Origin of the sequence: Stenotrophomonas maltophilia (genome assembly GCF_013464485.1) — a bacterium.
GTDB lineage: Bacteria > Pseudomonadota > Gammaproteobacteria > Xanthomonadales > Xanthomonadaceae > Stenotrophomonas > Stenotrophomonas maltophilia_AW.
This window is the reverse complement of sequence record NZ_RAUX01000030.1, coordinates 111,892-123,258: the sequence shown is the minus strand read 5'-3', so window position 1 is coordinate 123,258 and position 11,367 is coordinate 111,892. Positions and strand designations below refer to the sequence as shown.

The 11,367-nt window shown below is 61.1% G+C and carries 10 protein-coding genes; 4 read left to right on the top strand and 6 right to left on the bottom strand.

Annotation, left to right across the window (positions count from 1 at the left end; translation table 11 throughout):
- A partial coding sequence (locus D7Y61_RS13855) for a transposase zinc-binding domain-containing protein (protein WP_430543711.1) occupies window positions 1-401 on the bottom strand: 401 nt, incomplete at its 3' end.
- On the opposite strand from D7Y61_RS13855, the gene D7Y61_RS13850 reads away from it, so the two are divergent.
- Both D7Y61_RS13850 and D7Y61_RS13845 read left to right on the top strand, forming a co-directional pair.
- Window positions 304-612: a PilZ domain-containing protein gene (locus D7Y61_RS13850; RefSeq protein WP_019185708.1), complete on the top strand. Its 309-nt coding sequence runs from the start codon at window positions 304-306 to the stop codon at window positions 610-612. The two genes, D7Y61_RS13855 and D7Y61_RS13850, sit on opposite strands and share 98 nt — an antisense overlap.
- 86 nt (window positions 613-698) lie before the next feature.
- Window positions 699-2,522 carry an SLC13 family permease gene (locus D7Y61_RS13845; protein ID WP_019185707.1) on the top strand — a complete coding sequence of 608 codons (1,824 nt, stop codon included), beginning with the start codon at window positions 699-701 and terminating at the stop codon, window positions 2,520-2,522.
- A gap of 49 nt (window positions 2,523-2,571) precedes the next feature.
- On the opposite strand, the gene D7Y61_RS13840 is transcribed toward D7Y61_RS13845, so the two are convergent.
- The gene (locus D7Y61_RS13840) at window positions 2,572-3,360 is read right to left on the bottom strand and encodes an IS1595 family transposase (protein WP_164145999.1); all 789 of its coding nucleotides are present in this window, start codon (window positions 3,358-3,360) and stop codon (window positions 2,572-2,574) included.
- On the opposite strand from D7Y61_RS13840, the gene istA reads away from it, so the two are divergent.
- Together istA and istB are read left to right on the top strand one after the other, a co-directional pair.
- Window positions 3,353-4,852 carry an IS21-like element ISPa36 family transposase gene (istA, locus tag D7Y61_RS13835; protein ID WP_003097546.1) on the top strand — a complete coding sequence of 500 codons (1,500 nt, stop codon included), beginning with the start codon at window positions 3,353-3,355 and terminating at the stop codon, window positions 4,850-4,852. The two genes, D7Y61_RS13840 and istA, sit on opposite strands and share 8 nt — an antisense overlap.
- Window positions 4,839-5,630: an IS21-like element ISPa36 family helper ATPase IstB gene (gene istB, locus D7Y61_RS13830; protein ID WP_003097544.1), complete on the top strand. Its 792-nt coding sequence runs from the start codon at window positions 4,839-4,841 to the stop codon at window positions 5,628-5,630. The genes istA and istB overlap by 14 nt, the downstream gene beginning before the upstream one ends.
- Before the next feature lie 344 nt (window positions 5,631-5,974).
- Here istB and D7Y61_RS13825 read toward each other — a convergent pair whose 3' ends face one another.
- From D7Y61_RS13825 to D7Y61_RS13810, 4 genes are read right to left on the bottom strand one after another with little or no spacing between them, the layout of a single operon-like run.
- Window positions 5,975-6,409 (bottom strand): hypothetical protein, encoded by a 435-nt coding sequence (locus D7Y61_RS13825; RefSeq protein WP_080114903.1) that lies wholly within the window; start codon window positions 6,407-6,409, stop codon window positions 5,975-5,977.
- 4 nt (window positions 6,410-6,413) lie between these two features.
- Window positions 6,414-8,447, bottom strand: coding sequence for a hypothetical protein (locus D7Y61_RS13820; protein ID WP_232092445.1), 2,034 nt, complete (start codon window positions 8,445-8,447; stop codon window positions 6,414-6,416).
- Window positions 8,440-10,029, bottom strand: coding sequence for a site-specific integrase (locus D7Y61_RS13815; protein WP_232092444.1), 1,590 nt, complete (start codon window positions 10,027-10,029; stop codon window positions 8,440-8,442). The genes D7Y61_RS13820 and D7Y61_RS13815 overlap by 8 nt, the downstream gene beginning before the upstream one ends.
- The gene (locus tag D7Y61_RS13810) at window positions 10,013-11,326 is read right to left on the bottom strand and encodes a site-specific integrase (protein WP_149500782.1); all 1,314 of its coding nucleotides are present in this window, start codon (window positions 11,324-11,326) and stop codon (window positions 10,013-10,015) included. The genes D7Y61_RS13815 and D7Y61_RS13810 overlap by 17 nt, the downstream gene beginning before the upstream one ends.
- Window positions 11,327-11,367 lie beyond the last annotated feature (41 nt).

Sequence of the window (11,367 nt, the reverse complement as noted above, 5' to 3'; positions counted from 1 at the left end):
CTCAGCACCCATTGCCGCACMGGCCGCGGGCCRAACACCTCSTCCACCAGRTGCCGCGCSSWCTCGGCCATGCGCCGCGCSCCGCAGCTGGGGCAGAAGCCGCGCTTCTTGCAGGARWASGCCACCAGCCTCTCGGCMCGRCASTGCTCGCAGACCACGCGCAGGAAGCCGTGCTCGAGCACGCCGCAGCGCAGGTAGGTCTCGAACTCCTCGCGCACATACTCGGGCAGCGGGCGGTCTTCTACCTCACGGCGCGCGAGAAAGTCCGGCCAATGCGCCTGCAGCAGGTCTGGAAGCAGGAGGTTGGGCAAGATTTCTCGCCTTGCCGAGCGGCGGCCGCTGAATGCGACTGTGCAGTTCCGCAAGGGGAACGTCCGCACCAATGTCCAGATCCTCGACATTTCCACGCATGGCGTGCGTATTGCCGCGATCCAGGCGCTCCGTATCGGGGACACCTGCTGGATAAGGTTGCCGCAGCTGGAGCCCCAGCAGGCGAAGGTCGTGTGGGTGGATGAATTCGTGGTCGGCTGCCAGTTCGCCCGGCCGCTGCATCCTTCCGTATTGGATAATATCCTGCGCCTGCGGCAGCCCGCCAGCCGGAAACCGGAGTAGGCAAGTCACCCCCGAACAGGCGGCCGCCGGACCTCTTTGCGGCGCGCGGATTCCCCTGACTGCAAAAAATGCACTAGGCTGGGACGATGTCCGACCTGGCCCTTGTCCTCGCCCTGCTGATTTCCGCCATTGTCATGTTCGCGATCGGCCGTCCGCGAATGGATGCCGTTGCGTTGATGATGATCGTGGCGCTGCCGCTTTCCGGGGTCATCACCGTCGAGCAGGCATTCGCCGGCTTCGCGGATCCCAACATCATCCTCATCGCCGCGCTTTTCGTTGTGGGCGAGGCGCTGGTCCGGACGGGCGTGGCGCAGATGCTGGGGGACTGGCTTGTCAGCAAGGCCGGCCGCAGCGAGGCCCGGCTGATCGTGCTGCTGATGATCGTCGTGGCGGGCATCGGCTCGTTCATGAGCTCGACCGGCGTGGTCGCCATTTTCATCCCCATAGTCCTGCGGATCGCGCGCAACGCCCGCATTCCCGCCAGCCGGCTGATGATGCCGCTGTCGGTCGCGGCATTGCTCAGCGGCATGATGACACTGGTCGCCACGGCGCCCAATCTCGTGGTCCATGCCGAGCTCGAGCGGCATGGCTATGAGGGATTCAGCTTCTTCGCCTTCACGCCTTTCGGCCTTCCGCTGCTTGTCCTGGCCATCATCTATATGCTCGCCGCGCGCCGTTTCCTCGCCGGCGTGCCGGAAGCGGAGCAGGGGCCGGAACGCCCCACCCTTCGCGATTTCATAGAGAAATACGGACTGGAGGGCCGCGAATACCGCTTTGCGGTGGATCCCTATTCTTCCCTGATCGGACGGCCGCTCGCCACGCTCGACCTGCGCGGCAGCGCCGGGATCAATATCATCGCCATCGAGCGTGAGAGGCGCTTTTCCCGCCAGCTTCTGCGCCCGCACGCCCACAGCCAGCTGGAGGCCGGGGACATATTGATGATCGATGCGTGCGGGCGCGATCTCGATATCGGGAAAGTGGCTCGCAGCTTCAGGCTGCACCCGATGGAACTGGCCGCCAATTATTTCGGGGATCGCAGTCAGGAGATCGGCATGGCCGAAGTGCTGCTTTCTCCGGATTCGAGGCTGGTGGGCAAAACCGTGGCGGAGGCCGATGTCCGATCGCTTCACGATGTGACGGTCGTCGGGGTCAGGCGCGAACGCAAGGCGCTGGAAGAGCCGGTGACGGAAGTGAGGTTCCGCGCCGGGGATATACTCCTTGTCATCGGCCCCTGGCGCGCGATAGAGCGTCTGCCGCGCTCGCCGGACCGGCTGATCCTGCTGAACCTGCCTGTCGAGAGCGACGATGTAGCGCCCGTCCGGTCGCGCGCGCCATTTGCGGTGGCGATCCTGCTCCTGACGGTCTTCATGATGGCCAGCGGCATCGTGCCCAATGTTCTGGCGGCGCTGATCGGCTGCCTGCTTTTCGGCCTTGCCGGCTGCGTCGGCATGAACGGCGCCTACCGTTCGATCCATTGGCAGACGCTGGTTCTGATCGTCGGCATGCTGCCCTTCTCGATTGCGCTGCAGGAAGTGGGCGGGATCGATCTGGCGGCCGATTGGCTGTTATCGACGGTAGGGTCCGGTTCTCCGCGTGCCGTGTTGGCTGTTCTGTTCTTCGTCACCGCCCTTCTGGGCATGTTCATCTCCAACACCGCGACCGCCGTGCTGATGGCGCCGGTCGCGCTTGCCCTTGCGGCGGGGCTGGAGGCTTCGCCCTATCCCTTCGCCATGACCGTGGCGCTTGCCGCGTCGACGGCCTTCATGACTCCCGTTTCATCGCCGGTGAACATGCTGGTCGTGGGGCCGGGAAACTATCGCTTCGTCGATTTCGTGAAGATCGGCGTGCCGCTGGCGATGATCGCCCTGGTGGTGACGGTCCTTCTCGTGCCGGTTCTGCTGCCGCTATGATGCGGCAATGCCTTGGAGTCTGGATTCAACGTGGCTTTTTTGTTCCTGATTACCCGGCTATCGCATCCACGGTTGCCATCCGATAGGGCAGCGGCGGCGTACGGAGCAGCACGTAGGTCAATCGTGCAACCAGCCGATGCAGTTCGAACCGTCGGTTGAACCGATAGCAGAACTCGCCCAGGTAGCGTTGGGCGTACTTGCGCCGGGGTCCATGGTAGGTGCCGCGCAGAGCGGTCTTCACGTTGCCCAGCATGACGTTGACCCAGCGCAGTGCCGGATGGTCGCACTTGTGCCCACCGCTGCCCGTCCGCAGCCGGCGATGGCTGGTGCCGGCCACCTCGCCCACCGCATTGAACCCTGCCAGGGCATCGGATACGACGACGGTATCGGGGGCCAGGTGGCGCGTGGCCCAGGCGCCGATCTCATCGGCGCTGAATCCCTTGACGACATCCAGCCGCATCACTTCCGGATGGCCCTCCTCGGAGCACTGCACGGCGGCCACGAACGCCTGCTTCCCGTCGGCACCGCGGCCACGTGGCCCACCCCGGCGCTCGCCGCCGAAATAGGCATCGTCCAGTTGGACCCAGCCGGCCAACTGGCGCCTGCCTTCACGCTCGACCATGGCCTGCATCAGCTTGTGCTTGAGCAGCCAGGCCGCGTCGTAGCCGATCCCCAGCTCCCGCGACAGTGCCAGAGCCGATCGGCCCGTCTTGGTGTTGGCGCGCATCCAGAACTGACCCACTTTCGGCGGTGATGCGCGGGTAAAACTGACCCACCTGAAGCCCACATCCTGAGCATCTTTTGCTCGGGGGATTTCAGGAGTGATCACCATGGTCATGTTGGCCAAGATCCGGCGGATGCATTTCCGCGATGGCCTGCCGCTGCGCGAGATCGCCAAGCGCACGGGCCTATCCCGCAATACCATCCGGCGATGGCTGCGCAGCGGCCAGTCCGAGCCGGTCTATCCCAGGCGAGCCTCGCCCTCCCGGCTCGATCCCTACCGGTCCCAGTTGGAGACGTGGCTGCGTGCCGACAGCCATCGTCCCCGGCGGGAACAACGCACCGCCAAGGTGCTGTTCTCGCAGTTGCAGGCGATCGGCTATCCGGGCACCTACACCCGGGTGACGGCCTTCATCCGCCAGTGGAAGGCGGCCGGCGGCGCCAGCCGCCGCCCGGCCTTCGTGCCGCTGCACTTTCCTCCGGGTGAAGCCTTCCAGTTCGACTGGAGCCGCGAGTACGCCTTCGTCGGCAGCCACGCCAAGATGCCGCTGGATCTCGCCCACGTGAAGCTGGCCTGCAGCCGCGCCTTCTGGTTGGTGGCCTATCCCACCCAGAGCCACGAGATGCTGTTCGATGCTCATACCCAGGCGTTTACCGCCTTCGGTGGCGTGCCGCGCCGCGGCATCTACGACAACATGAAGACGGCGGTGGACGGGATCGGCCAGCACCGGGAACGGCGGGTCAACGCCCGCTTCCACGCCATGACCAGCCACTACCTGTTCGCCGCGGAGTTCTGCAACCGCGCCGCGGGTTGGGAGAAGGGGCGGGTCGAGAAGAACGTGCAGGACCGGCGCCGACAGATCTGGATCGAGGCCGGGGCCCGCCACTGGCCAGATCTGGACACCCTCAACGCCTGGCTCGCCAGCGAGTGCCGCGCCGCTTGGCCGATGCAGGCGCATCCGGATGCCTCCGACATCACCGTGGCCGAAGCTCTGGAGGACGAACAGCCCCACCTGATGCCGATGCCCGCGCCCTTCGACGGCTACATCGAGCGGCCGGTGCGGGTCAGTTCGACCGCGCTGGTCAGCTTCCAGCGCAACCGCTACAGCGTGCCGTGCGAACACGCCCACGCCGTCGCCAGCCTGCGCGTGTATCCCTTCGAACTGGCCGTGGTGGTCGGCGAGGCCGAGGTCGCCCGCCACCGGCGCAGCTTCGAGCGTGATCGGGTCCACTACGACTGGCAGCACTACATCGCCCTGGTCCAGCGCAAGCCGGGGGCACTGCGTGACGGCGCGCCGTTCCTGTCCATGCCCGATCCGCTGCGCAAGCTGCAGCAGGTGTTGCTGCGCCAGCCTCACGGCGACCGCGCCATGGCCCAGGTGCTGGCCGCCGTACCCGTGCACGGGCTCGAAGCGGTACTGGTGGCGGTGGAACTGGCACTCGAGTCCGGCCTGGTGCGCGCCGACCACGTGCTCAACGTGCTGGGGCGATTGCAGCATCCGGACCGCACGATCGAGACGGTCGCCTCGCGAGTGACGCTGCGTCATCCGCCGGTGTCCGATCCGGCCCGCTACGACGCCCTGCGGGAGGCAGATCATGTCGACGCCTGACCTGCCGCTGCGCATGCAGCAGCTCAAGCTGCACGGCATGGCCAGCCAGTGGCCCGAACTGCTGGCCAAGATGCGCCTGCACACCATGGAGCCCGAACACTGGATGGCCGAACTGCTGCAGGCCGAGTCCGCCGAACGGCAGGTTCGTGCCCAGGCCAACCAGATGAAGGCCGCACGTTTCCCCGTCCATCGTGACCTGCTCGGGTTCGACTTCGCGGCCAGTCCCGTTGATCGCGCACTGGTCGAACGACTCCACCAGGGTGACTTCATCCACACCCCCGAGAACGTCGTCCTTGTCGGTGGACCGGGCACCGGCAAGACCCACCTGGCCACCGCCATCGGCATCCAGGCCGTGCGCCAGCATCGCCTGCGCGTGCGCTTCTTCTCCACCATCGAACTGGTCAATGCGCTGGAGAAGGAACAGGCCCAGGGCAAGGCCGGGCAGATCGCCCTGCGCCTGACCTATGCCGACCTGGTCATCCTCGATGAACTGGGCTACCTGCCGTTCACCCCCTCAGGCGGCGCGCTGCTGTTCCACCTGATCAGCAAGCTCTACGAGCGCACCAGCCTCGCCATCACCACCAACTTGGCCTTCTCCGAATGGGGTCAGGTGTTCGGCGACGCCAAGATGACCACCGCGCTGCTGGATCGCATCACCCACCACTGCCACATCCTGGAGACCGGCAACGACTCCTGGCGGCTGCGCAACAGCACCGCCGCCAACAAGACCAAAGCCAGAATCAGGGCAAAGGAGGCCACCACCCAGACCACCAACTGATACCCTCAGCCCCGTACACCGGGTGGGTCAAAGTTCAACGCGCAGCCTGGGTCAGTTTTAAGTGCGCGCCAACAACTAGCCATCAACTCCGTACCAAATGAACTGTGCCGCAAGGTAGATATCACTCCTACGGCCAGCAACGAGAACGCCATTGCAGCGATAGCCGGCCAGTAAGCTTGAATCAGGTTCATCCATCGCATCCCACACTCCAGTGACCCGAAGCTACTCCACGTGAGTCTCAAAAACTGAGACAACAACGCTCAAGTGAGACATCCTCGCTCCCTGCTGCATCAAGATCTGCCAACTGTTCGACCGCTTGCCGATGCTCGATGCAATTCGAAAATCTACCTACTCTTCCCTTTCGCCCCATGTCCTGACCGATCAACCGCAGGCAGTGGTTTATCCAAATTCAAGCTATCCATCCGCACGTTGTTGGCGTACGCGTTGTATTGCCACCGCCGAAATTGATCAAGCAGCAACGTGTTGGTGGCTTCAAGCCGGCTCACCTGCGCCTCAAGATCCGCGATCCGCCGATTTGCAACTTCCATCGTGAAGTCTCTTGGCCGTTGATCCCTAACCTCTCTCAGCTCCTGCTGCCGACGCCGGTAGTGTTCCTTGATTGCAGGATAATTGAGCAACGCATGGCGGCTCACGGAATCGATGCCAAGCGCTTGGGCAACTCGATCGCAGTAAGCATCCCAGGTCAACTTGCCTTCCCATTGATCCAATACCCGCAGGATCTTGGGTAGGGTCGATTTCGTGACAATCTTCTTCGGCATGGCTTTATGCGAGTGCCAAGGGAATTACGCGAGGATGCAGAGCCAGAGCATCGGGCAGGACTACGCCTAGTTCAATCAGCGCTCGCCGCACTGGCGAAGGATCGTGACCATCTGGAATGCGCAAGACAGTGCCATCGGGCACGCCATCATGCTCCAACGTCATGCGCATCGCCTGCACATGTGCCAACTTCCATTTATGGTTGTCCACCCATCGGTCTGCGCCGAAGTCCCCAGCTTCGCGAGCCTCGAGGGCCCGATCAAGAAGCGCTTTGGTTTGCGCCTCCAGAAGCAGGATTCGATCCAATGTCACGTGATCCCCCTTGATGCATACATGCTCCTTGCAAGTCATGCATTCACGCTGTTTTTGGCAGGGACTCATCGCGTAATCGTGAACGCACATCCCGTAGAGCGTAGCTTTGGCGGTCCCCAGGCGATCTACCCCAAGCTCTTGATAAGTGACCGGTTGACGGCTCTGGAATCGTTCAAGTAGCGACTTATGTTCCACCTTGAGGATGTCTCGCACCTCTCTCATGCGCTCCTCTGGCGAACGATGATCGTAGTGCGCGTTGTCGGCAACACGGGCGCGGCCCGACCACTGAGCCAACGTCATCTCGTCCATACCGCCCCGCTGACTCAGGGTATTGAGCCAATGACGGGGCTGATGAGTCGTGAGCTTGATTGGACTTCCATCTGAGTTCCGATAGCCCTTCTTCTCGAAGAGCGAGAGATCCGAACTCCCGCCCAGGCGATCATTCACCATCGTTGATGTGGCGATTGCCCATGAGAACCGCTTGACTTCATGTTCGCGATGGAACTCGTTCACGCGGTGCAGGCAGAGGGCATCCCAGATCTTCACTGTCCTGCTGTCATCAATGAATGGCCAATCCGGCCCGGCGCACCCTTCAAAAACGTAGGCGGCCAGATCCTTGTAGGAGATGTCACCCCGATCAAGGAGCTTTTTCAACCGCTTGTCCCCAACCACCTGCGACCAAGTGGGCGTGCCGTCAGTACGGTACGTTTTTCTGTGAACCCGAAGCCCTAGAGCAGCTGCCACTTCATTCGGCATCAGCAGACGATCGGCGGCATCGCCCACCGTCACCACACAGCCCGGATGATCCATAAATCTTCCAGGGTGATCATGAGCGAAGCGGGCAGCCGCACGAGCGGGAGCGCCGATTTGGGTCAGCCGACGCACGGCTTCGATGACAACATCCTGCATCACCGAAGGCACCCACTTCTTCGTGGCTCCCTTGCCCTTCGCTGCCCGCCATCGCAGGCACATTTGCGGCGCTCCATATTCGTCGGTATCCCACTGAATGCAGTCAACTGGAAGCGCGAGCACCTCAGAAATTCGCGACGGTGCAACCATCAAAAGCGTGGCGATAGAGGAAAAATATTGAGTCTCGACATCATCGGCGGCTGCAAACATTTCAGCCAAAGCGAACATTGCCTCGTTGGACGGCAGCTTCGCTGCACGGTGTGCTTTCCCCGCGCCTCCGATGTCTTCGGTCAGTATCTTCGGCTTCGGGAACGGCGACTTCCACTGCTGCAAGGAAGGGACAATCTTTTTCTCCCGAAGGAATTCGACAATGCGAGCCATCTGACGCCCCGTCTGGCATCTCTCGTCGTCGCTCTTGTAGAACTCCCGACACTTGGCAGCCGCCACATCCATCACAGCCCCGTTCAGGCCGCTGACGTCGGCACCTCCGCGGGACTCAAGAAGAGCCGCTTCAATGCAACGCAATGCTCGAAGCGGATAGTCAATGTTCTTAACGGGCTTGTGACTGTACGTATAACGAACGTATGCCTTGGCGAATTGGATGAACGGCTCTGCCATCGGGGTGAAACGATGGCTCGTTAATTCCTTCGTCTTCGTGGCAAATACAACTGATGTCTTTCCAAGCCTCCACTTGTGCTCTTCCCAACCGTCTCGCCCACCGAATGCGGTTAGATCTTCACGTGCAAGCCGTATGAACTCAGCCAAATTTTCGCTGGCAAATCGTGCGTCACGCGGTACAAAGAGGACGACATCAGCCATCGGCCACCTCAGCGAGGCACGATGCGCCAGCCAGTTGTTGACGCATGGCAGCGCACTTCGAGACGCAGTCTTCCACAGCAAGTATCAGGAGATCATTGGCGTTGACCACCACCTCCGCACATCCAGCCTCCTTCACCCTGAGTTTCTCAGCGTAAAGATCCTCGAGCACTTCCGAATGTGGAGCGTCGAGCCAGGGCTGGAAGTGCACGCATGTATAGCAAGCGCGATATCCACTGGCGCAGAAGCCAAAGTTTCCGCATGTCCCCACGGCGTTCTGCCGATCATTCGACACACGACTGGTAGGGTCGTCGCCGCGTATCGCGTCACGTTCGCTGCGAACCAGCGTTCCTAGACAAGCTTGTGCAAATGGCGCAAGGGCGGGGCCCACTATCCGGTCGATGAACACCGCCTCTTGGGCCGTATTCTCGGTATAGACCTTGACCTGCTGGATGTCGGATTGGTCCAACAACTCTGCGATCACGTATGCCCCGAATCCTTCCCTCCGAAGTTTCGTACCTCGTGTGTAGCGGAATCTCGTGGCTGTGAGGCGGAGATATTCGCCAGTCCGCTCCGAGCGCGCTGTGCACGCTTGTGCGACGCGCTGTAGCGCCTGACTAAATGATGTCGTCGTCGCGTGCAAAAGATCAGGCGTACCTCCAAGAAGCAACTCTTTAAGCGCGAAACCATCGGTGTTGCGTCGAAGTGTGTACGCCTTGGATGCATTGATGAAGATCGGAATTTCATCCCGCAGCGATGCGTGCAACGTATATCCCACTCGACTCTCGACAAGTTTGACTGAGCCCCTGTGCTGTTGCTGCAACACAACGCCAAGATCGTTCGGGATTGGAAGTGAACGAAACTCACCGCGGAAGGAGCCACCTCGCTGCTTGGAGCGTGGAACATTTAGCGTATAGAAGCTATCGCCTGCCTTCGGCAAAGCCAGATCCTTGCCTCTGAGCGCAGCGATCTGGATGGGTCGCCGAGCAGTCATTGCCAGCATCAACAGATAGGCGTAATCCTCGAAATCAATCGTTTTCTGGACCACCGCGAGATTCGCCCAATCCAATAGGGACTGCAGCTCAATATCCGTGAAAGGTCCCGTTTCTGGGCAGCCGTTTGCCACAGCTGCGCCTTTTTCATTGCCGGTGATACGCCAACCTTCAAGTAGTTCAACCACATCCTTGGAGATCCCAGCGAACCCATAGTCATGCCATGCCAGCAAGAACCCCTTGAGCCCCCCCAGATTCCACTCCCCATCCAATCCGAGTGAGGCTCTCCAGTTCATGAGCGAAGCCGGAGACACTTCAGCAGACCCCGTTTCACGAATGAACCGCTTCATGCGCTCAGCCATGTTGTAGGTATGTGAGGCGGATTGCTCCTCTGCGTAGCGCTGAAGGGTGAGGCGGGCACCCTGCCTACAATCCGGCTCAAGGTCATCTATGACACCAAGCGAGATTTGAACATCCTTATTGAGCTTCCACTGCATGTCCTTCGGATCGAATGAATAGCCATCCTTCGATATAGCCATACGCGGCGAAGCAGTCTCTGGTACGGCTGCATTCGCCTTAGCGCTTGCCTTCATCACCCACCTTCTTATCGTTATTGCGAGCAAGTGCGCTGCCAAGCAGTCGCATGGCCTTGTCGGCCTGTTCACGGATATGACGCTCGTTATAGACCTTGCCCGACTCCTTGTTGCGATGTCCATTGAGGTGTGCACGAATGTCCTGCTCGCGACCCTCCCTAATGATCTGCTCGGCGTCATTGGAACGCGACGCTGCATTGTGTTGATCAATCGCTAGCGACAGCGCGTAATTCATGTGATGGCGCAGTGCATGAGGATGTATGCCCGCCAGTTCTGGCGAGACCGCGCTGACTCGCTCGATGACTCGGTACAGGCCATTCTTCGACAGCGGCCTCCCAAAGGTCTTCCCGGCCTTGTGCGATACGAAAACGTAGGGATGTCGTCGCGCTCCAGGAATGCGTGCACGCACTTCAAGGATGTAGTGCTGGACCAGCTTTGCGAGCTCGTCCGAGATCGGCAGAATGCGCTCTTTCGTTTTGCTGGTCGGCTGATAAGCGCGAGGATCGTGCACGTCATCGTGATTGCGTCGAACGCTGACGCTTGGCTCGTGCCCAAGATGAAACTGCTCCACCCAAAGGCTGAGCAGTTCGCCCGTTCGCATGCCGGTGACTCGATACAACTCGATGATGATCGCATTCCGCAGCTGGATCGTCGGATCGCTGAACGGGTTCTCGTCGCTCCCGATGGCGATGACTTCCCGCAGCCGCTTGACCACCCCTGGATCAGGCGACTTCTCGACCGGCGTCTGAATGAGTCCGTGCTTGGACCCTCGTGGGCGGTGCTTTCGAATGCGCTTGCCCATCTCAGCCAAATCGTGCGCAAACTCCGCAGAGTTGCGATGCTGGATGATGACGCCGCCGAGGAACTCCAGGTAGTCCGCGATCGTCGTCATGCGGTTGTAGGCCACTCGCTGGGTCACCGAGGGACGCGCCACCGTCGGGCCTACCCGTGCATCAGAAAAGGCCACCACGTTGCCCGAGCGCACTTCGGTGTCTTCTCTAGCGCCCACATATCGCATGTCCAGCTTCGCGAAATCGCGCAGCGACACGATGTCTGGCAACGAAAGGAACGTCCCACCCGTGAACTCGTCAACGAGGTTGCGTCCTTCCTGCATCTCCCATCGAAGGAGCACCTGGATGTGCGTGAGAGCGTTTCGAATCGTATTGACGGCCGCTCCGGCGTTGCGCAACTGCGCCGTCGCAAAGAGCGTCGGGTAGAACACAGGAAGCCCCTGATCGTCCAGCAGAAGTGGCACGCGCTCACCTTGATTCATCACGCGCATCGCAAGCGAGGACATAAGGTCTTTTTCTACATTTACTACATATGAATGACTATACC

Bases quoted from the DNA above. Each gene is read 5' to 3' on its own strand.
- D7Y61_RS13845 (WP_019185707.1), top strand. From the start codon at position 699: ATGTCCGACCTGGCCCTTGTCCTCGCCCTGCTGATTTCCGCCATTGTC.
- istA (WP_003097546.1), top strand. From the start codon at position 3,353: ATGGTCATGTTGGCCAAGATCCGGCGGATGCATTTCCGCGATGGCCTG.
- D7Y61_RS13840 (WP_164145999.1), bottom strand. From the start codon at position 3,360: ATGACCATGGTGATCACTCCTGAAATCCCCCGAGCAAAAGATGCTCAG.
- istB (WP_003097544.1), top strand. From the start codon at position 4,839: ATGTCGACGCCTGACCTGCCGCTGCGCATGCAGCAGCTCAAGCTGCAC.
- D7Y61_RS13825 (WP_080114903.1), bottom strand. From the start codon at position 6,409: ATGCCGAAGAAGATTGTCACGAAATCGACCCTACCCAAGATCCTGCGG.
- D7Y61_RS13820 (WP_232092445.1), bottom strand. From the start codon at position 8,447: ATGGCTGATGTCGTCCTCTTTGTACCGCGTGACGCACGATTTGCCAGC.
- D7Y61_RS13815 (WP_232092444.1), bottom strand. From the start codon at position 10,029: ATGAAGGCAAGCGCTAAGGCGAATGCAGCCGTACCAGAGACTGCTTCG.
- D7Y61_RS13810 (WP_149500782.1), bottom strand. From the start codon at position 11,326: ATGTCCTCGCTTGCGATGCGCGTGATGAATCAAGGTGAGCGCGTGCCA.